We start from the raw sequence: 22,695 nt of genomic DNA on the forward strand, positions 1-22,695 counted from the left end.
TATTTTAAATATATCCAAATCATAGACAATCTAACTTTATATATTTCCAATCCAATTTTATAATGCAACACATATAAAATATTAATTTATTCCCACTCAATTGTAGCAGGTGGTTTAGATGTAATGTCGTACACGATACGGTTGATATGTTGTACTTCGTTTACGATACGACGGGAGATTGTGTCCAATACGTCGTAAGGGATGCGTGCCCAGTCAGCAGTCATAAAGTCTGTTGTTGTTACGCCACGCAATGCCAATGTGTAGTCGTATGTACGGAAGTCACCCATAACGCCTACAGTACGTGTAGATGTTAATACTGCAAAGTATTGGTTGATGCTGCGATCAAGACCAGCTTTTGCAATTTCGTCACGGAAGATGTAGTCCGCATCACGCAAGATGTCGAGTTTATCTTTAGTAATTTCGCCCATTACACGGATAGCAAGACCAGGGCCTGGGAATGGTTGACGCCATACGAGGTAATCCGCCAAACCTAATTCAGAACCAAGTTCACGTACTTCGTCTTTAAAAAGATTGCGCAATGGTTCGATAAGACCTTTAAAGTCTACAACTGCAGGCAAGCCTCCAACGTTGTGGTGAGATTTAATAACTTCCGCTTCGCCAGTACCGGACTCGATAACGTCAGGGTAGATTGTACCTTGTGCTAAGAAATCAACGGAACCGATTTTACGGCCTTCGTCTTCGAATACGCGGATAAATTCTTCACCAATAGCTTTGCGTTTCGCTTCTGGATCTTCAAGACCAGCCAATTTATCTAAGAAACGTTTTTCTGCATCGACACGGATGAAATGCATACCAGAATCTTTGAAAGCTGCTTCTACTTCGTCGCCTTCGTTTTTACGCATTAAACCATGGTCAACGAAGATACAAGTCAATTGGTCTCCTACAGCTTTAGAAATAAGAGCTGCTGCAACGGAGCTATCTACACCGCCAGACAATGCCAATAATACTTTGCCATCGCCTACAGTGTTACGGATGTCTTCAATCGCAGTTTTTGCATAGTTTGCCATTGTCCATGTGCCTGTGAAGCCACATACTTCGTACAAGAAGTTGTGAAGCATTTCTTTGCCATGTTCAGTGTGCAACACTTCTGCATGATATTGCATAGCATAGAGTTTACGTTCTTTATTTTGCATGGATGCAACAGGACAATCCTTAGTGTGTGCTACGATTTCAAAGCCTTCAGGAACTTTTGCTACATAGTCAACGTGAGACATCCAAACAACTTGGTCTTCTTCCAAGCCTTTAAACAATGGAGATGTAGTATCCACTTTAGTAGGTGTTTTACCAAATTCACGGTTGTCCGCAGATTTAACTTCGCCACCCAATGTATGCGCCATAAATTGCATACCATAGCACATGCCAAGAATAGGAATCCCAAGTTCAAAAATCTCTTTCTCAATTTTTGGAGAGTTTTCTTCATACACGCTGTTAGGACCGCCTGTGAAGATGATACCTTGCGGTTTTAATTCCTTAATTTTGTCCAGCGCTTTGTTGTATGGATATACTTCGCAGTATACGTGATTTTCACGAACACGGCGCGCGATCAATTGGTTATATTGACCACCAAAGTCAACAACAATTACAAATTCCTTGTTTTCCATGCCTTCCTCCATATGCATCTATTTGTGAAAGTATATTCACTATTTATTATGCCCATACATATCTGTACTGGGACGCGTTTTTCCGAGCTAAACGCTAATTTTTCATTACATTTTATTATACCATAGGAAGTATAACGACTCCATATATTCCGTATGTAAATTATAAATAACTTTATAATGTTCGGATTTCTATCTATCACGCTTTAGGAGCTTTCCGTATATAAGTCAATTTGCTAACAATACTGAAAGATATCTAGCTATCACTTTTTAGGGGCCTCTCGTTTATACATTTTTACGGCCCCCACGGGACAGATGGAATAGCAGTCGCCACAACCGATACAGCCTTTCCCGATGATAAATCGAATCTTCCCTTCGGTAATGCATTGAACAGGACAATCCTCAGCGCAAGCACCACATTTAACACAAGTGTCATCAATATTAAATTTTAGATTTCCCATTATACATCACCTCCTATGTACTGTTTATCTATGCCAAACTTAACATTATCTACTTTGACTTTTTCTTATTTAACTCATTATTATATGCAATAGCCGAGTAAATAGCCTTTGCCACGCCTTGGTGGTTATTGTCTGTTGTTTCGTATCGTGCCGCTTCTTTAATGTTCGGTTTGCTATTACCCATCGCTACGCCTGCACCCGCAAAGCGTAACATAGATAGATCATTTTCGCTATCCCCTAGTGTCATCACCTCATCGGGACTTAAGCCCCAATGTTTCGCCAAGGCTTCTACAGCAGTGCCTTTTGTAGTATGAGGCAATACAAATTCTAGATTGCCTTCACTAGAGAGCAATACATCATAAAAACGTTCACGGCCTGTACCATCGTGGGACAGACCTTGGTATTCATCTCGTAAGTCTTGCAAGATGCGCTGACGCATCGGCTCGTCACCGTAGAAGATTTGAATCTTCTCAGGCCCTTCGTCTAAGGCTTCCATATGAGCTAACAAATCACAGACCATAGTGCGCGTCACCAAGATAAATGGACGAATATTAGGTCTAAAGAAGAAATTAGACTGCTCTATTTCACATTCAGACATGTTTATTTTTACTGCTTCGTTGCCTTCCGCTAATGCATAGTGAGCATAAGTTGCTCCTGGCAGACGAGTGTCCCCTATACTAGAAATCTGATTTTTAGTATTAGACAGATGATTATCCATTATGCCATGTAACGTCTTTTTATTACTGTTACTTCGTTCACAAGCGCACGCCCCTAAACGTTCAGGTGTAATACATCTAGACGGCGGATACATACCAAAGATTTGGTCTTTCACATAGGCCTCTACATACACGCCGTAGGTTAATAGTTTGCGCAACAAATGTAGTGCTTGTTCTTTATCAAAATTTACGTGGAATAGACTGCGGTTTTCATCCTTGTCCATCACGTAAGCACCATTGGTGCACATAAAATAGCGCAAGCAAGGCAGTTTTTCGATGACATCATTCATCTCATTCCAAGCACGGCCAGAAGCAATGGCTACCCGAATCCCACTTTCACGAGCTGCACGAATCGCCTCAATGGCATCCTCAGGAATCGCCTTTGCATCGTTTACCAATGTGCCGTCTACATCAGATGCGATGAATCGAATGCGCTTATCTCCAACTAGACCTATATAATTTTTTATAGTTAATGTTTCTTTTGAGGTCATACTGCCTCCCTTATGGTATCTAACAAATCAATAAGCTCAAGCATTACCCTATGGATGCGTTAAATTCGGCTACAATTTCTTCTAAGACTGTTGGGTCCTCAACTAATCGCAATAAGGAGCCCCCTATAATAGTAGCACCATCAATGATAGTTTGTTCAATGGTAGGCTCTAACATGGCAGCGGCAAATTCTTTAGAATGGCACACCTTTGGCTCGCCAGCGAGGCGCAATTTAGGATGGAGTGCCGCACATTGATAGCTTACATTACCAATATCTGAACTACCTCCGAGGGCTGCCGGACCAGGTTCAAAATCGAGACCCATGTCGGCCATTACCTCTTCGATAAGCTTTGTGCCACGGTGGTTTTGGTTCATATCATCATACGGATTGCCATAAAACTCTACATCCACAGTTGTACCTGTACAAAGGGCAGCCCCTTCAAAGATTTTTTTGATCTGCTCAGATAAACGATTTAAGTAATCCCGCTCTGTGTGACGCACGGTGACCTCTAATTCACCGAAGGCAGGAATCACATTGGATGCGGTACCTCCAGCAATGATCCACGTGCCTATGCGCGTTTCAGGGCGTACTTGTTGACGCATCATATCCATAGCATGGATAGCGAGTTGCACACCATTTACCGCGTTGATGCCATTCCAAGGCTCGCCGGCTGCATGAGCCGGTTTACCGTAATACTTAGCACGGAAACAATCGAGTGCCAAGAATTGTGAGTTAGGGCGTGTTTCCTCGCCGTCGAGATGAACCATTATGGCAAAATCGTATTCTTTGAATACCCCTGTATTGCACATATCTACCTTGCACCCCATCGCTTCTTCGTCTGGTGTGCCGATAATATCGATGTCCATGTTGAAAGCTACGCCCTCTTCTTGCATTTTATGCAGTGTCAATGCAGCCAATACACTCATAGAACCACTGGCGGAATGACCACACGCATGGCCTACCTCAGGGAGTGCATCATATTCACAAAGTATCGCTAAGCGACCTTTTGGATGATCTACTTTTACGGCAGACGCCTTGAAGGCAGTCGGCAAATTACAGAATTCATAGGTTACGTCCATACCATATTTTTCGAGAACAGCACCAATGGTTTTGACAGACTCGAATTCTTGACTGGAAATCTCAGGGTTTTTAGCTAATGTATAATTCACCGCAAAAGCATCTGGGGCGAAGCTTTTACAAAGATCGGAAAATGTATGCATAAGGTTCATAGCGCCTCCAATAGATATAATCAAAAATGTGTGCAAATCGATGGATTTAAACAATGTTAAATGAAATCCATTTTTAAATATGAAACTCATGTACTCTTAATTATACAATGTTATTGCCTATTGGTGTAAAATTCCGTACAATATAAACAGAAATGTATAAATCATGTATATGGATGTTTGAGGAGGACACTATGTTTAAGTTCAAAAAATTGACAGCCATCGCCCTCGTAGCGGTAGCAGCAATGGGTTTATTGGCTGGTTGTGGCAACGACAAGCCTAAAATGACACAACAAGAAGGCGTATTGCGTGTAGGTTCTGAAACTACATTCCCACCGTTCGAATTCACTGAAGGCGACAAATATGTTGGTTTCGACGTTGATTTGTCCGAAGCAATTTCCAAAAAAATCGGCCTAAAAATGGAATTCAAATCCATGGGCTTCGACGCTTTGATTCCAGCGGTTCAATCTGGCGATATCGACATGATCGCTGCAGGCATCAACGCTACTCCAGAACGTGAAAAAGTATTGGACTTCTCCGATGTGTACTTTGATCAAGGCGGTTTCATCACAGTTGTGCGTAAAGACAACACTACCATCCACAACATGGACGAGTTAGCAGGTAAAACTGTAGGTGTTCAAATCGGTACAATCCCTGTTGAAATGGCTCAAAAAATTCCTAATACAACTGTAAAACAAATCGATTCCAACGCTAATATCTTCATGGAATTGAAAGCCGGTACAATTGATGGCGCTATCATCGATAACGCTGTAGCTATGTACTACCTCAAACAAGGTGCTGACCAAGACCTTAAACTCGTAGGCGAACCTACACAATCCCCTGGCACAGTGCTTGGTGTAAAAAAAGGCAACAAAGCTCTTCAAGAAGCTGTTAATAAAGCTCTTAAAGAACTTAAAGAAGACGGCACTTACCAAAAAATCTACAACAAATGGTTTGGCGATTACAACAAAAAATAATATGTATTCCTACGAACTAGGATACATAATAACCCCTCTGAAAGATTTCAGACATCACATAAAATTTGTGACAACAGATCTTCTTCAGAGGGGATTTTTTGCGCTTTAATACAACACATACTAAAGCTTCCGTATTAAATTGTATTACATACGGGCATATTAGAAATAAGCTAGTATATTGTGAGAACAGTTAAACGATATCAATATGATATCAATAGAAGACATACAGTTATACTAGCATTGCCTCTTTTACGGTACCTAGCGTTCGTTATATAATAAATATGTATTTTATAGTATAAAAGGAGGCCTAATGGCACAGTATTTTACGGAACGCCTGCAAAAGGTCTTCCACATGATTTTTACATCCTATAATCAAAAAATGGCTCAAGAAGGATTACGTCAGTTAGAACTCATCGTCAATAATCAGCAAGGGACAGTACAAACTGATCATCTTGCCTTGCGAAACGATATGACCACCCTTCTTGAAAGTGATATAGATACTAAAGAAGATGCTCTCAAAATAGCCAACGATCCAGAGAGCCGAGAGCTAGGTGATGCCTATGCCCTCTTGGCACGTGTCTATGCAGGGCCTCGCTTTACCTGGGAAGAGTCTAACTTCCCAGAGGACAATATGCGTACTTATCAGTGCTTACACGATAGCATTCGCCGTTGTAGCCCTATCGGTACATTACAAGCCTTGCGTATCAAAGGCTCCATCACGCCTACCGTTGAAAAGGATATGCAAATCTCCTTCGACGATGCCTTTCGCATTGTCTATGACCATGCGAATCGAGGCGATGCCTATTGCCAATATGTTATAGGCAATGTCTTTTTCTGGCGCGATGATAATCGCATCGACTCCGCTGAAGCTATGCTAACACCACCGCCCATGAGCTGGACTAAACGCATTCAAAGAAGCCTTACAGCAAACTCTGTACAGGATCGTATCGCCGCCTTACAAGGCACCGTGCCAGACGAAAAATTGCAAAAAAATGCATCTAACCTGGCGAAAGAATGGTTTAATAAGGCTCTCGACAACGGTCTTGCCATGTTCCAAGGAAACTTGCGCAATATCTATATCGACGAAGCTGACTTTTCCAATGCGCGCCGCGTCGCCAAGACTGCGGCCGAGCTTGGCAACCCGTCCATGATGCTATATACAGGCCTCGACTGCCATGAAAGCGGTAAATTCGAGGATGCTTTCACGTGGTTCACTAAAGGTGCCGCCTTAGGTCAATCTGAAAGCATCGCAGAATTAGCAGATTATTACTATCATTTCTATGATGCCAAAGAGTTACGTTCTACGATTCCCTACGATCCGGTAAAGGCTATCGGTCTCTACCGCCGTGCAGCAACAAAAGAGTTTAGTGATGCGGGGTACACCGCCTTACAGGCAGCCTTTGGCTACATCTTTCACATAGGCCACCTCCCTCTTGACTGGGGACTAATTGCAGACTTAACACATATGGCGGCTACAAAAGATCGCTTCATATTCGCCTTGCCCTATATCGGATACATGCGAATCCACGGTTTAGGGGTAACGAAAAATATACGCTTTGGTGTGCAATCATTACTACGTGTCTTAGACGAGGAACAACGAGCCTTTGAAGCGGAGAATCGCGTTCTTTTCTACGATATCACACGCGCTTTAACACGTGTTGCCTTAGGCTATGCCTACGAAAAAGGCTATGTAACAGGCAAGCCAGATTTAGATCAAGCCGTATCCTATTACGAGCAATCTCATCAATATATCTTGTCTCATAAAGCCAATTTGGATCCGGAGCTAAAGGATATTCCTATCGATGACGAAGCAGAAGAACGCTTAGCAGCCTTTGAGGAGGTCGATGGTCATTGGCAATACAAAGAAGGCGTTGCCGAATCCACTACTACGGTACGTCCTGCGCCTACCACCTGGCCTCAAAATGCGGCCCGCTTATCTGTAACTATGGACGACTTCCTATGGGATACGACCTTGTACGACTGGCAAACCATTGAAACCGCCATAGAGTCACAGGAGGAAATGAAGCTCAGCTTTTACAATCATTTCCTATCCGTCCCAGATACATTGCGCAATATCTTTAAGGTCGATGTAAAACGGATGCTACGAGATCACTATCAAATAAGGCTACATGGTTATGATCCATCAGAAGGACACGAAATTATCTACAAGTCCATTTACGACAAAGAAAATACCATAAACCTATTGAAAGAGCTTTACGATAATCATCAATTGCCTAGCCTCGAGGATAATTGGACTATCGAGAAGAACGAAGAAAAGCCGACCTGGCATTACGTGCTCGATGTGGATCAACAACCGTTCTTGCTAGAGGAATACGATGATGCAAATGCTATGATTCAGGCTGCCTTGCAAGGATTAAAAGAGAAAAAGTACGAACAAATTAATATTCGCACCCATGACTTTGTAGGCCCATCCTATTTCATTTTTAAAGGCAAGACATCGACCCCATTTAGAGTACAGCTCTATCTGAAAGAGTCCGCCCGTCATACCATCGATGATGATGGAAACCAACAAGACACGCCTGGTAAGACCTACTTATTTGAACAATATGTGGGAAACGAAGTGTCCTTAAATTATTGGATTCAAAAAACGATAAATACCTTGGAAATCCCTGAACTAGATAATTGGAAACAATTAACAGTGCCAAAGGATTTACAAACATAAAAAAGACCATCCCCAGTGAACTGTACCCCCAAATTTGGACACAATTTTTGGAAGTGAAGTTCAACAGGATGGTCTTTTTTGATAATCCCTATAATCTTAATAATAGGATTATTTTGATTCTAGATTTTTACTACAGCGTTTCTATTATAGTAGTCTTATTACAGCACTTTTATTATAGTGTTTTTACAACATCGGCACAACGTGCACAAAGTGTAGGATGTGCGCTATCTTGACCTACTGTATCGCGGTGGATCCAGCAGCGTTCACATTTTTCGAGACCAGAGGCAACAACAACTGTAGCAACGCCAGTTTCTTCGTCTTTAACAGCCTCTGCTGGTGCAGCGCCGTTTACGATGTGCGCTTCGGATACGATAACAAGTTTAGCCAAGCCTTCTTCACCAAGGGCATTCAATGCATCGAATGCAGCACCTTCAGCATATACTGTAACGGATGCATCCAATGGATGACCGATTGTTTTATCTTGACGAGCAAGTTCCAATGCTTTTTGTACGGATGTACGCAAGTCTAACAATTGGTTCCATTTGTCAGCCAATTCTTGGTTGAAGTGTTCTGGATGACCTTGTGGCCAATCTTGAAGCATAACGGATTCGCGCATGCCCTCTTCTTTAGGCATATATTTCCAAACTTCTTCCGCTGTGAAAGAAAGTACTGGAGATACCATGGCTACCAATGTTTTCAAGATTTCGTACATCGCTGTTTGAGCAGAACGACGAGCTACGTTGTTTTTGCTTTCAGCATACATAGTATCTTTCATTACATCAAGGTAGATGGAACTCAAGTCTACTGTACAGAAGTTATGAATTGCATGGTATAACATGTGGAATTCATAGTTTTCGTACGCATCAGTAACCTTTTGACGTACTTCTTCTAAGCGCAATAATGCCCATTTATCAAATTCGGACATATCTGCGTAAGCCACTTTATCGGTATTTGGATTGAAGTCATCCAAGTTGCCGAGTAAGAAGCGGAATGTATTGCGGATCTTACGGTATACTTCGGATAATTGTTTTACGATGTCTTTGGACAAACGTACGTCTGCTTGGTAATCCGCAGAAGATACCCACAAACGCATTACATCGGCACCGTATACATCGATGATGTCGCTTGGAGCCACTGTATTACCTACAGATTTAGACATTTTGCGACCTTCGCCGTCCACAACGAAGCCGTGAGTCAATACGGAGTTGTATGGTGCTTTACCTGTTGTGGCTACTGCAGTCAACAAGGAAGAGTTAAACCAACCGCGATGTTGGTCAGAACCTTCAAGGTACATAGCACATGGTACATCAAGATCATTTACTTCGAGCACGCCAGCCCAAGAGGAACCAGAGTCGAACCATACGTCCATGATGTCTGTTTCTTTTTTGAACTCATCATGACCGCAATGAGGGCATTTGAAGCCTTCTGGTAACAATTCTTTTGCACTATGAGCCCACCAAGCATCAGAGCCCTCTACGGCTACTTTTTCTTGTAATGCTTTGATAGTATCATCGTTGATGATGTGCTCGCCACAGCTTTCACAATAGTAAATAGGAATTGGCACGCCCCAAATACGTTGACGAGAAATTACCCAGTCACCACGGTCGCGCACCATGTTGAAGATACGGTCATGACCCCATTTAGGAATCCATTGCACTTGGTTATCGATTGCATCAAGCGCTTGTTGACGGTACCCATCTACAGAGGAGAACCATTGTTCTGTAGCGCGATAGATGACAGGATTTTTACAACGCCAGCAGTGAGCGTATTGGTGGCGCAAACTAGATTTGTGAAGTAATGCATTATTGTGCGCTAAGATTTTAATAACAGGCACCTCTGCATCGTGAATTTCTACGCCAGCCAATGGGAATTCAGTATCGCCATAACGGTTGTCATCTACTTGTTTAGTGTAGTTACCAGTTTCGTTAACAAGGGAAATGATAGGAAGCTCAGTTTTACCTTCCTTGTTATAACGCATAACGATGTTAAAGTCGTCTTCACCGTGTGCAGGAGCTGTATGTACGCAACCAGTACCTGCTTCAAGTGTTACATGGTCACCACACAATACAGTGGATGTACGTTCTACGAAAGGATGCTTAAACTCAGCTAATTCTAAGTCTGCCCCAGAGAAGCGGTTTACGATTTCGTAATCTTCGATACCGATATCTTTCATAGCTGCGTCAACAAGTTCAGTAGCCATCAAGTAGTATTCGTCGCCAGCTTTCACCCAGCCATATTCTAGATCAGGGTTAACGGAAATAGCTACGTTGGCAGGCATTGTCCAAGGAGTAGTTGTCCAAATAACAGCATATGCTTGTTTAGGATCTACGCCAGCTGGCAATGTTACCTTTTTCTCGGATACGTAAGGGAATTTTACGTAAATGGAGAAGGATTTTTTCTCAGCATATTCGATTTCTGCCTCTGCCAATGCAGTTTCGCAGTGCGTACACCAGTATACAGTTTTAAGACCTTTGTAGATATGTCCGCGTTTTGCCATTTCGCCAAAGATGCCGAGTTGTTTTACTTCGAACTCAGGACGCAATGTCAAGTACGGACGGTCCCATTCGCCTAATACACCAAAACGAATGAAGTCTTGTTTTTGTGTTTCTACGCACTCCAATGCATATTCCTTACATTTATTGCGCAAGTCCAATGGAGCCATTTCATGACGGTTAAGACCAGTGTTCTTAATAACCGCATGCTCGATTGGCAAGCCGTGCGTATCCCAACCAGGAATGTAGCGAGTATAATGACCAGTCATTGTTTTGTATTTCATGATGATGTCCTTCAACGTTTTGTTGAGGGTATGACCGATATGCAATTTACCGTTTGCATATGGAGGGCCATCATGCAAAATGAATGGCTTTGCATCTTTACGCAACTCCAAACGTTTTTGATAAATCTTGTTATCTTCCCAGAATTTTAAGATTTCTGGTTCGCGCTTAGGCAAATTGCCGCGCATTGGGAATTCTGTTTCAGGCAAATGTAACGTCTTACCGTAATCCATGCTGTGCTCCTTTTACATAAAAAAATCGCCCGCCCCCGAAGGGACGGACGTAATATCCGTGGTACCACCCTACTGACTTTCGTTACTTGTGAAAGCTAGCGCCACCGCATTTCTGCAATTGTCACACCATGCTAGCACATGTTTGTAACACATAAGACGCAACTCATCTCTCATATTGTGAAAGCCACTTAAACATATAACGGTGTTCACCGGCGGCGTTGCCGCTTGCTCCAAAGTGATCCGCAAATCTCTAGATTTCCAAACCTTTCAGCCCATGAGTTTGGTCTCTACTAAATCCGTCTGAGACATGCCGTCTTTTTCAACGCAATATTCATATAATAGATAATTATAGGACTCAAACGGGGAAATTGTCAAATATTTCATTTCTAAATTTAACAGAACCTACATCCCCTATTAAGCAAAAGAAAAAGCCTACTTACGTAGGCTTTATTGTATATACAATTATTAAATAGCACTCATGAGAATTAGTTCAAGAATAATAATTGCAATGCACACGTACATGAATTTACGATCCATGTCGTCAGTTGGAGTTTCTTTAAGACCAGTGCGAGCAGCTTCTTCAGCAGTAATTACTTCATAGCTCATTGGAGATCCATATTGGTTATCACCTTCATCACCCTTTTGAGCGAGTAGATAAATAATATAGATAATACCAAATGGAATCAAGCTAATCAAAAGCATCCAACCACTTTTACCAATGTCATGTAAACGACGAGCAGCAAGACCAATGGAAGGCAATAGAATTGCAAGATTATATACTATAGAAATAAGACCTACAACACTTGCTAGCGCAGTATCCATTACAAGAGCACTCAATACATTGAAGATACCAGCAATAACAATTGTGATACCATAGAAACGCCAATATTCACTGCGGCTTGCACGACCTTTAAAATTAGCATAATTACCCATAATCGTATGTTTAAAATTATCTACATACGAAAGATTTTTGATAGACAAATCAGTCATAATCTTCTCTCCTCTAGAAATAACAAATAAATTCTTCTTGAAAATATTATATCATTACTGTTGACGATTTTGAAAATGAATGTCTATATGTTTTGGGAATAACTTATGCTTTATATTTCATTATAGGATACATCATAAACTACATCGCACTAGTCATAAGTAGTTTGTCCACCAAGAACCAGAGCACAAAGATAGCGCAGAATAGTCCTGCAGTTAGTCCCATAGATGGCGTAGTATCAATAAGACCTAATTCACGGGCCATTTGTTTTGTTACAACTACTTGACCTGTAGGGGAACCAAAGCGATTTGGTTGGCTTTCACCAGGCAGAGCCATAAGGATCAACAGGATAATAGTCCCTATCACAGGGATGAATCCAATAAATACGAGGCCCCCTGAGCGGCCTTGATCGTGTAGACGTCGTACTGAAACGGCCACACCAGGAATAACCATAATCACGGACAAAAGAACAAGAATGACCAAGCCAAAACCTACGCCTACTACGCTAGATAGTGGGCTAATATAGCTCAAAAAAGCACAAGTAAATAGAATGGCCACAAACAACAATTGATAGACTAACAAGAAATGCCAATATTCACTACGACTTGCACGACCATCAAAATCAGCATATTTATAAACCAAACATTGTTTAAAGTTTTCAATCAAGCCTAGATTATATTTATCTAACGAGATTTGTGGCCTACTAACATGCCCACATTCTGGACAGTAACACTCTGTTTTTAACACTTCATGTCCACAATAGGGACAAGATTTCATAATAAACTCCTTCTAGTTACAAACAGGAATCAGCAAAGATTACGAAGTCCTGCGGTACTTAACACATATAAGAACTTAGATATTTTTTATTTATTAATATCTATATTTTTGAATTCATCTGAAATTCATTTTACTACAAAGTGTTATATTGTCTATAAAGGAGATGTTAAACTTTTATAAAATAAAATAATGAGATTGTTAATAAATGCAGATCTTTATTACATATATCCATTTCCATTAATACCATACCATAATATCTCTCTAATGATATCAGCAATAATAATAGATTGGATAATAAAGATAGCAATCCCCATCGCCCAATCTTGGCGACGGGATGGAGTTTCTTCTAGACCAGTAGCTTTGCTAACCTCAGGAGTAATAGGTGTATATCCGGTTCTTTCACCATATGAATTCTCTCTTTGATCGCCACGACGCAATTCGTAAATGAGAAATATAAAGAATCCTATAACAGGAATAAATGAGATTAACTGCGTCCAACCACTCCGGCCAATATCATGCATACGCCGTGTTGTGATAGCTATATTGGGAACTATAAAGAAAAGGGATACCCCTACAGTAACATTATCGATAAGCGCTTCATAATTAGGAAAGCCCAAGTTACTACATAGTAAAGCCAAAATCCCAAGTAATCCTTGTATCAACGTAACGCCTGCCACGAATCGCCAATATTCACTACGACTAGCACGACCATTAAAATTAGCATAGTTTCTAATGCCTAATTTGAAGGCATCGGTATAATTCAAATCATATATATTTATGGTTGACATAACCTAATCCTCCTCCGCGGCTTCAATAGCAACAATGCCCCAGCCTTTGCCTTCATTATGCAAACGAACTAATACGGGCTCTAGATTATCTTCAAAGGTAATGGTAAAGCCCATATAGTTTACAACAATATCATCATCTTGGTCTTGGGAAACATAGTCAAGCTGTATCGCTTTCACCTTAGGAACCTCTTCCTTAGTCATGGCTTGTTCCCATAGTTCAAAGGTACCATATCGCTCCATAGCACGAGCACTCAAATAACGATATGCACCATGATAATCCTTTTTGTTGAGGGCTTCATAATAATTACTTACCACAGTACGCCCCTCTGTTGTAGCCGTTTCACTTTGTAAAAGACGATTTGCTTGTTTCGTTAACGAACTAGGTTCCAAATTGCCATAAGCAGTCTCTTCTACCATAAAATTATGATTAATCATTGTACTACCTGCACTAGTGGCTAGGCATCCTAATACTAATATGGACACAATAAAGAGGCCCGAAACGGAACGTTTTTCCTCTAATTCATTAGATACAGGCGATGTGCGCTTACAGAATAGATACAATAATGCAAGCCAGCCTAAAATAGGAACCAATAGTAAAATCATCAACGTTGGATCATTATTAGAATCTCGTAACCGTCTTGCCATTAACATAATCTTCGGCAAGCATAACAGGATGGACAATACAACTAATACGCCGCCACCGATAGAGACAGCATAAAGAAATCCGTACGGTATGTAGGTTGCAAGACCTGTAATACATATAATTAAGCCATATACAAAGGATATAGCACTTATGGTGAGCCAAAAATCGGCTGTATTTGTACGTCCTTTACTGTTTGCATAGTTTTCCACTAGCTCACGATAGAGGATTTCGTATACTCTCTGTTTCATAAAACTCCTACCATAATCTTAGATAATAAATATATATAGATATTCCTATTATACTATGATTTATCAACTTAGTTGATTCATTTTTTGTTCATGAAATATGCCTATACTACAGATATATTTCTTACAACTAAAATTCGTACAATCAATTATACAGGAGATAATTATGAAAGCTAAATTAATGAAAGCAATAGCCTTGGCCAGCTTAGGTGCCTTCTTAACAGTTGGTATTGGTGCCAATGTAACCCAAGCCAAAGATTACCACTTCAAAATCGGTGAAAATCATCGCATGGTAAAAAATGATGATGGCACAGTAGATAGCAGCGCTCATCCATGGTACAAAGTAAATGATAAAAAGAAAAAGCACAGAAAGCATAGAATATCTGAACGTGAAAAGCATGATAAAAATGCAACAGCAAAACGCAGTGAACAACATCAACGTTCTGAATCCTCCAATGACTAAGCCTTGTGCATAATACATATTACTAGCCCTAAAAACACAAAACTAAATTAACCAACCAATGAAAAGGACGTTATACATTGTATAACGTCCTTTTGTGTTATCCCCTATATAATTTTTCCCAAGCCTATATGAGTTATTATATTATGCGCCAGCCTTTAGAACAGCTTGTTTCATGGATTGTACATAGTCAAACAACGCTTGGTCCGCATGTTCGCCATGTTCTGCTACAATTTTAACGATGGCAGAGCCTACGATGGCTCCATCGGATACGCGCGCCATGGCTTCTGCTTGTTCTGGCTTGGAAATACCGAAACCAACAGCTACAGGGATATCCGTATATTTACGAATCATTTCAACAATGGATTTAATATCCGTCTTAATTTCACTGCGCATGCCTGTAACGCCAAGGGAAGATACACAGTATACAAAACCTTCTGCATCTTTGGCGATCATTTCGATGCGGTTTTCAGATGTTGGCGCAATTAAGGATACCACTTCAACATCATGCTTATGAGCCACACTAGCGAGCTCACCTTTTTCTTCAAACGGCATATCTGGCACGATAACACCAGAGATTCCCACCTCTTCACAGAGGGTAAAGAATTTTTCACGACCGAATACGTAAATGGGATTCAAATAGGTCATGAATACGAGCGGTATAGTCACCGCATCATCACCAGTACGTAAACGACGTACCATATCGAAGATGTCATTGATTTTTACGCCTGTAGAGAGAGCACGCGTGCTCGCCTCTTGAATAACTGGGCCTTCCGCTGTTGGGTCAGAGAAGGGAATACCAATTTCTACGATGTCCGCACCGGCTTTCACCATAATACGAATATAACGTTCTGTATTCTCAATACCGTGGTCACCAGCGCTAATGAACGGGATGAATGCCTTGCCCTTTGTGAAAGCGTCTTTAATTTTACTCATGAAGATCCACCCCTCTGTATTTCGCCATAGCCGCCACGTCTTTATCACCGCGACCAGATAAACAAATAATAATGATATCGTCCTTGCTCATAGTAGGAGCAATTTTACGTGCATGTGCCACCGCATGAGCACTTTCAATCGCAGGAATAATACCTTCCAAGCGAGATAAGTATTCAAAGGCATCGACTGCTTCGTCATCTGTAACCGGCACGTATTCAGCACGACCGCTATCGTGCAAGTACGCATGTTCAGGACCGATACCAGGATAATCAAGACCTGCAGAGATAGAATATACTGGCGCAATTTGGCCGTCTTCATCTTGGCAGAAGTACGATTTCATGCCGTGGAAGATACCAACGGACCCCTTTGCGATTGTCGCCGCATGTTCTTCTGTATCAATACCACGACCTGCCGCTTCACAACCGATGAGACGAACACCTTCATCTGGAATGAAGTGATAGAACATGCCCATCGCATTAGAGCCGCCACCTACACAAGCCATAACAGCTGTTGGCAATTTTCCTTCTGCTTCGAGGATTTGCTCATGCGCTTCACGGCTGATAATGGATTGGAAATCGCGTACGATCATAGGAAATGGGTGAGCACCCATCACAGATCCCAATACGTAATGCGTATCAGACATGCGGTTTGTCCATTCGCGCAATGCTTCGGAAACCGCATCTTTCAATGTACTAGTCCCCGTTGTTACAGGATGCACCTTAGCGCCTAGCAATTCCATACGGTAAACGTTAAGTGCTTGACGTTCACAGTCCTCTGCACCCATGTATACTTCACATTCCATACCCATCAACGCAGCGATGGTAGCCGTTGCCACGCCGTGTTGACCTGCGCCAGTTTCAGCAATAACACGAGTTTTACCCATCCGTTTTGCCAATAACATTTGGCCGATTACGTTATTCAACTTGTGAGAACCAGTATGATTTAAGTCCTCACGTTTTAAATAGATTTTGGCGCCCCCAAGGTCCTTTGTCATGCGATCTGCATAGTATAACAGGGATGGACGACCTGTATATTTTTTATGTAAATCCTCAAGTTCGTGTACGAAATCAGGATCATCTTTGTACTTGTTGTACGCCTCTTCCAATTCGATGACTGCATTCATCAATGTTTCTGGCATAAATTGGCCACCAAAGGAGCCAAAATAGCCATGTCTTTGTTCGCTCATATAACTTACCTTTCTATATACCATTCCTACTAGCACGCCATATTATGGCATTGCTATTGTTCTCACAATGTTGGCGAAAGCTTTAATCTTTTCATCGTCCTTCACGCCATCTGTTTCAATACCGCTACTGATATCGATGCCGTACGGACGAACCGTACGAATGGCACGTGCCACATTGGTGCTATCGATACCACCAGCGAGCATAAATGGTCGTTCAAACTCATCTAAGCAAGACCAGTCGAATACTTCGCCTGTACCGCCGCGCTCATCTTTGTGGTACGCATCAAATAATAGCATATCCGCACTGCTATCAATCCACGCCTCTGCATCTGCAGCGCTACGGATTTGAACAGCCTTCCAAACCTCTACATTAGTACGTTCTTTTAAGGATTGGATGAAAGCTTCATCTTCATCACCGTGCAATTGCACCACATCAAGATTGGCTTCTGTAGCAATGCTAACGAGATTATCTAGCGTTTCATTGACGAAAACGCCGACAGTTTTAATAGCTTCTTGATGTATAAGCGTCGGACTTGCATTTTCTGTACTAGTCAGCATCCCTTCATGCGCATCACCAGTTGTTGTTCCTTCTTGCAATGCGTCAGTTATGGTTCCAACTTGTATTACATCATTACTCCATTGGACAGCGTCTCTGTTATATCGATTTGCATATTGTTTGTGTAGCTCACTTACTAAAATCTTAGCTTGGTCTACAGTGACTTGTCGTTTACTTGGTGCAAATACAAGGCCCATGTAGTCTGGTTTTGCTTCTACTACAGCAGGGATTGTTTCCACTTTGGAGATGCCGCACATTTTAACCTTTGGTGTGTAGTAGGTTGGACCATAGAGATATGCCAATTTCTTCACCTTGTTAGGAGAACGCATAAAGGTTTCTCCCATCAAGGCTACGCCGATATTGTTATCGCGCAACACTTGAATATCCTCTGGTGTTTCAAGGCCGCTTTCAGATACGAAGATCACATCGTCTTGAACGAGATTCCGCAAGCGTACACTGTTTTGTACATCTACAGTAAAGTCTTTCAAATTGCGGTTGTTAACGCCGATAATACGCGCACCGCAATCGATGGCCATTTGTACTTCGTGCTCATCATGAGCCTCTACCAAAGAGGACAATCCAAGCGAATCAGCTAGCTCACGGAACTTTGTTAATGTTGGCACATCGAGGCATGCACAGATTAATAAGATGGCACTAGCGCCCCAAACCTTCGCTTGGTAGATTTGGTATTCATCGATGATAAAGTCCTTGCGAAGCACGGGAATTTTTACGGTGCTTGCAATTTCTTGCAAATATTTTTTATCGCCTTTAAAGAAGTCTGGCTCCGTCAATACAGAGATAGCCGCTGCACCAGCAACCTCATATTCTTTAGCGATGTCTAAATATGGGAAGTCCTCAGCAATGATTCCCTTAGATGGAGATGCCTTCTTTACTTCGCAAATAAAGTTGAAGTCTTGCTGACGAAGGGCTGCTTCAAAAGGAAATCCTGTATCAGATGGTAACGCTAAAGCCGCTGCTTTTACAGCCTCAGGAGACTCCACCTGTTTTTCTTGGGCTACCCGAATTTTGGTAGCCTCTATAATCTTATCTAAAATCAATGATTACACCTCTTGGGTTGCTTTCACAAACTGTTCCATTGTCGCAAGCGCCTTACCAGAATCGATTATATGTTTCGCCTCTTCGATGCCCTCTGCTAGTGTAAGGTCCTCTTTTGCAAGGTAAATCGCCATGCCTGCGTTAAGAAGAACGGCAGTGCGTTTGCCACCTTGCTCACCACCGAGAACGCGGCGAGTAATCTCAGCATTCACTGTAGCATCGCCACCTTCAAGCTCGGTTTTATCAGCATATTCAAAACCATATTCTTTAGGATCGAATTCGTAACTTGTGAAAGTACCATTATTAATTTCGCACACATAGGTTTTATTGGTAGCCGTAATCTCATCAAGGCCGTCAAAACCGTGTACCACAGCACCGCGTTTAACCCCAAGATTAGCCAATACACGAGCCAATGGTTCTACTAAGGATTTGTCGTAAACGCCCATCAACTCCACAGTAGCCCCTGCTGGGTTTGCCAAAGGTCCAAGAATATTAAACACAGTGCGTACGCCCAAAGCCTTACGTACAGGACCTGCATATTTCATAGCTTGGTGATACACAGGAGCAAACATAAAGCACATATTCGCTTTGTTCAACACCGCCTCGTTTTGCTCGCCGTTAAGCTCTAATTTAGCGCCCAACGCTTCGATTAAGTCAGCAGCACCACATTTACTAGATACACTGCGGTTACCATGTTTTGCTACAGGAATGCCTGCGGCGGAAATGATAAAGCCAGATGTGGTAGAAATATTAAACGTATTCGCTTCGTCGCCGCCAGTACCTACAATTTCTACAACTGTACCTTCATGAGGTACAGAACCAGCCTTCTCGCGCATAACCTCAGCAAAGGCCGTAACCTCATCTACAGTAGGGCCCTTCGCAGCCAATGCGCACAAGAAACCAGCCATAGGAACCTCGGGTACCTCGCCGCTCATAATTTTGTTCATTGTATCTTTAGCAAGGTCGTAGGATAAATCTTGACCATGCGTTACTGCATATAATGCGTCTTTAATCATTTTAAATCTCCTTTTGAGGATATCTATTAAATTGATACCCTATCTACCTAGTCGGTAACGATTGGGTCATGCCCTCAGCCTCCAAGTGGCCACCCCCCGCTATGCGGGGCGCCAAGTCGGCTTCGCACATAACCCAATCGCACCTATCAATAAAATCATACCAATTTAATAGATATCCCTCAAACAAACTATTATCAAATGATCCTGCGCATTATATGAAGTAATGCACAGGTCATTTCTTTATATGGGGTGGGAACGGTGGTGCTACGCACCACCACTTCTTACATAAGGGGTTCTGGTTCGCATATTTCTTTAGAAAAATATATCTACAGTTCATGTTATGTATTGTAGAGGGGCTATTATTAGATATTGTCAAAATTGAGTTGGCAGGAAATAAGGTCTTAAGGAACGACTTGGCGGCCCCACGTAGTGGGGTTGGTGTCCATCGGAGTTCCGAGAGCTCTTATTTTTGCCTCAACGTGTTAATGCTTAAGAATAGCCCCTCGAATACCTAAATTAGACAGTAGCTATTTTTCTAAGAAATTACGAATCATTTGTTCCCCGTCCGGTGTCATGATGGATTCCGGATGGAATTGAACGCCATATATCGGATAGTCTTTGTGTTCCACGCTCATTACTTCGCCGTCGTCTGTAATGGATGTGACGATGAGTTCACTTGGCATAGTTTCGTCGATAATCGCCAAGGAGTGGTATCTAGCGACTTCGAATTGTTCAGGCAAACCTTTAAGAATTTTGGATGGGTTCACTTGTTTGGCTACACTTTGTTTGCCGTGCATTACTTGTTTAGCGTAGGAAACGGTGCCACCGAATACTTCGCCGATGGCTTGGTGTCCCAGGCATACGCCGAGGATTGGGAATTCCCCTTTACATTCACGCAAGAGGTCTTCGTATACACCCGCATCAGCTGGTCTGCCAGGTCCTGGTGAAAGTATCACATAGTCTGGTTTCAAAGTGCGGATTTCTTCAACTGTTAGTTCATCGCTACGGATGACTTTTATATCTGGATCGATAGAGCCTACTAATTGGTATAAATTAAAGGAGAAGCTATCGTAATTATCTATAAGGAGTACCATTATTCTACCTCCTGTGCATTTGTAATTGCGGAAATCATGGATTGACCTTTTATCAAGGTCTCGTTGTATTCACTTTCAGGAACACTATCTCGAACGATACCTGCACCAGCGCGAACATAGACCTTGCCGCCTTTATTCATGGCCATGCGGATACCGATACATACATCCATGTTACCGGAGAAATCGATGTAACCTACGGCGCCGCCGTATACGCCACGTGGGCTTTTTTCAAGTTCCTGTAAAATCTCGATAGCGCGAATCTTAGGAGCCCCAGACAATGTGCCTGCCGGCAAGGTAGCCCCGATAGCATCGAGTGCATCTTTGCCGTCTTGAATATCACCACTTACAGTAGATGTAATATGGATAACATGCGAGAAACGTTGCAACATATGTAAGGCCTCTACTTTTACGGAACCAAATTTAGAAATTTTACCTAAATCGTTACGGCCAAGGTCAACAAGCATGTTATGTTCAGCCAATTCTTTTTCGTCGTTGATGAGTTTTTCCTCTATGGCAAGGTCCTCTGCTTCGTTTTTACCACGGCGCATAGTGCCTGCAATTGGAAAGGTGTACATCTTACCGTCCGTCAATTTTACCAATGTCTCTGGAGAAGCACCTGTAAGCTCTACATCGCCACCAGATAGGTAGAACATGTATGGAGATGGGTTCAACGTACGCAATACGCGGTACGCATTTAACAAGCTGCCTTCGAACTCAGCTTCGCGACGATTAGATACAACACATTGGAAGATATCCCCTTCCTTGATGTAGTACTGCGTCTTTTTAACAACTGCTTCGAACTCGTCCTTTGTAAATTCAGAGGTAAACTCTGTTTTAAGAACGCCTTTTGGCACATCCGCCTCTTTGCCGTTTACAACGAGATCAGCAAGAGTTTTCAATTCGAGCTCAGCCTTGTTGTAGTTGCGTTCTAAGTCATTTGTGCTGATGTTGGCAATCAAGTAAATTTTATTTTTATAGTGATCAAAAGCGATAACCTTATCAAAGAGCATAAGGTCTACATCATTTACCATGGCAGAGTCATCATCCGGCGTTGGAAAGTCCAATGTTGGCTCGATGTAGCGAATATATTCACATGCGAAGTACCCTACAAATCCACCTGTAAAAGTTGGCAACTCTTCTAAACGAGGACTTTTATATTGGCTTAAAATATTGCGAATCTCTGCGGCAGGATCAGCGCACTCAAAGGTACGTGTCGTACCGTCTTTGATGGTCATTTTATGATTTTTGCAGAATAGCTCAATCTTAGGATCGTAGCCCAAGAAGGAATAACGGCCCCAATGATTACTGTTATCCGCACTTTCAAGCAAGTACGTATGACTGCTCACTTGTTTTAACGCTTTCAACACGCTAATCGGTGTGCGTACGTCGGATAAAATTTCCATATATACAGGCACGATATCGTAGCCCGGTGCGATAGCTTTCACACGGTCAAAACTAGGAAAAATCATGAGAACCTCCATCTGGCATTTGCCAATAAAAAAACTCGCCCATGACAATATAACGTCAAGGACGAGTTTATAGTTCTATTATTACAATATGATTGTATGTGCTATAAATCGCGGTACCACCTTGTTTGAATGCAGTGCATTCCCCTTTCGCAGGATACTAACATATCCCTCACGACTAACGCTCGTGTGACGTCGCACCATACTAGGAATGACTGTGAAAGTTCATTCTTTTCCATGCGCCCTCGGTGGTCCATTTAATAAGCTGCGTACTACGGGTTCTCAGCTAATCCCGCTCTCTGTGA

General features: G+C 42.1%; 18 protein-coding genes. 3 read left to right on the top strand and 15 right to left on the bottom strand.

Going from position 1 to position 22,695, the window contains the following annotated elements; genetic code table 11:
- Positions 1–86: 86 nt before the first annotated feature.
- The 4 genes from guaA to E7A03_RS04675 form a co-directional block, all read right to left on the bottom strand.
- Positions 87–1,622 (bottom strand): glutamine-hydrolyzing GMP synthase, encoded by a 1,536-nt coding sequence (guaA, locus tag E7A03_RS04660; protein WP_288565272.1) that lies wholly within the window; start codon positions 1,620–1,622, stop codon positions 87–89.
- 260 nt (positions 1,623–1,882) lie between these two features.
- Positions 1,883–2,080: a 4Fe-4S dicluster domain-containing protein gene (locus tag E7A03_RS04665; RefSeq protein ID WP_316073742.1), complete on the bottom strand. Its 198-nt coding sequence runs from the start codon at positions 2,078–2,080 to the stop codon at positions 1,883–1,885.
- A 49-nt stretch (positions 2,081–2,129) separates the two neighbouring features.
- Complete coding sequence (locus tag E7A03_RS04670) at positions 2,130–3,287, bottom strand: HAD hydrolase family protein (protein WP_316073743.1); 1,158 nt, start codon at positions 3,285–3,287, stop codon at positions 2,130–2,132.
- A 43-nt stretch (positions 3,288–3,330) separates the two neighbouring features.
- Positions 3,331–4,515, bottom strand: a complete 1,185-nt coding sequence (locus E7A03_RS04675; protein ID WP_227037591.1) for an amidohydrolase — start codon at positions 4,513–4,515, stop codon at positions 3,331–3,333.
- A gap of 191 nt (positions 4,516–4,706) precedes the next feature.
- Here E7A03_RS04675 and E7A03_RS04680 point away from each other — a divergent pair, with 191 nt between their 5' ends.
- Entirely contained in the window at positions 4,707–5,489 is a 783-nt protein-coding gene (locus E7A03_RS04680; RefSeq protein WP_024061331.1) for a basic amino acid ABC transporter substrate-binding protein, read from the top strand.
- A 310-nt stretch (positions 5,490–5,799) separates the two neighbouring features.
- Entirely contained in the window at positions 5,800–8,172 is a 2,373-nt protein-coding gene (locus E7A03_RS04685) for a tetratricopeptide repeat protein (RefSeq protein WP_316073744.1), read from the top strand.
- 172 nt (positions 8,173–8,344) lie between these two features.
- On the opposite strand, the gene ileS is transcribed toward E7A03_RS04685, so the two are convergent.
- From ileS to E7A03_RS04710, 5 genes are all read right to left on the bottom strand, one after another.
- Positions 8,345–11,179, bottom strand: a complete 2,835-nt coding sequence (gene ileS, locus E7A03_RS04690; protein WP_316073745.1) for an isoleucine--tRNA ligase — start codon at positions 11,177–11,179, stop codon at positions 8,345–8,347.
- 465 nt (positions 11,180–11,644) lie between these two features.
- Positions 11,645–12,169, bottom strand: a complete 525-nt coding sequence (locus E7A03_RS04695; RefSeq protein WP_243632542.1) for a DUF805 domain-containing protein — start codon at positions 12,167–12,169, stop codon at positions 11,645–11,647.
- 139 nt (positions 12,170–12,308) lie between these two features.
- Positions 12,309–12,944: a DUF805 domain-containing protein gene (locus tag E7A03_RS04700; protein WP_279008115.1), complete on the bottom strand. Its 636-nt coding sequence runs from the start codon at positions 12,942–12,944 to the stop codon at positions 12,309–12,311.
- 218 nt (positions 12,945–13,162) lie between these two features.
- On the bottom strand, positions 13,163–13,732 hold the full coding sequence (locus E7A03_RS04705) for a DUF805 domain-containing protein (RefSeq protein ID WP_316073746.1): 570 nt from the start codon (positions 13,730–13,732) through the stop codon (positions 13,163–13,165).
- 3 nt (positions 13,733–13,735) lie between these two features.
- Entirely contained in the window at positions 13,736–14,623 is an 888-nt protein-coding gene (locus tag E7A03_RS04710; RefSeq protein ID WP_316073747.1) for a DUF805 domain-containing protein, read from the bottom strand.
- A 163-nt stretch (positions 14,624–14,786) separates the two neighbouring features.
- On the opposite strand from E7A03_RS04710, the gene E7A03_RS04715 reads away from it, so the two are divergent.
- On the top strand, positions 14,787–15,083 hold the full coding sequence (locus tag E7A03_RS04715; protein WP_316073748.1) for a hypothetical protein: 297 nt from the start codon (positions 14,787–14,789) through the stop codon (positions 15,081–15,083).
- Positions 15,084–15,224: 141 nt separating this feature from the next.
- On the opposite strand, the gene trpA is transcribed toward E7A03_RS04715, so the two are convergent.
- From trpA to E7A03_RS04745, 6 genes are all read right to left on the bottom strand, one after another.
- Positions 15,225–16,016, bottom strand: coding sequence for a tryptophan synthase subunit alpha (trpA, locus tag E7A03_RS04720; protein ID WP_316073749.1), 792 nt, complete (start codon positions 16,014–16,016; stop codon positions 15,225–15,227).
- On the bottom strand, positions 16,009–17,202 hold the full coding sequence (trpB, locus tag E7A03_RS04725; RefSeq protein ID WP_270279278.1) for a tryptophan synthase subunit beta: 1,194 nt from the start codon (positions 17,200–17,202) through the stop codon (positions 16,009–16,011). The genes trpA and trpB overlap by 8 nt, the downstream gene beginning before the upstream one ends.
- Positions 17,203–17,244: 42 nt before the next feature.
- Positions 17,245–18,816: an indole-3-glycerol phosphate synthase TrpC gene (trpC, locus tag E7A03_RS04730; RefSeq protein WP_316073750.1), complete on the bottom strand. Its 1,572-nt coding sequence runs from the start codon at positions 18,814–18,816 to the stop codon at positions 17,245–17,247.
- A gap of 3 nt (positions 18,817–18,819) precedes the next feature.
- The gene (trpD, locus tag E7A03_RS04735) at positions 18,820–19,830 is read right to left on the bottom strand and encodes an anthranilate phosphoribosyltransferase (RefSeq protein ID WP_316073751.1); all 1,011 of its coding nucleotides are present in this window, start codon (positions 19,828–19,830) and stop codon (positions 18,820–18,822) included.
- A 527-nt stretch (positions 19,831–20,357) separates the two neighbouring features.
- Positions 20,358–20,924 (bottom strand): anthranilate synthase component II, encoded by a 567-nt coding sequence (locus E7A03_RS04740; RefSeq protein WP_316073752.1) that lies wholly within the window; start codon positions 20,922–20,924, stop codon positions 20,358–20,360.
- A complete protein-coding gene (locus tag E7A03_RS04745; protein ID WP_316073753.1) occupies positions 20,924–22,393 on the bottom strand; it encodes an anthranilate synthase component I family protein in 1,470 nt (489 codons plus the stop codon). The genes E7A03_RS04740 and E7A03_RS04745 overlap by 1 nt, the downstream gene beginning before the upstream one ends.
- Between the last annotated feature and the right edge of the window lie 302 nt (positions 22,394–22,695).

Source organism: Veillonella parvula, from assembly GCF_032472435.1.
Classification (GTDB): Bacteria; Bacillota; Negativicutes; order Veillonellales; family Veillonellaceae; genus Veillonella; species Veillonella parvula_N.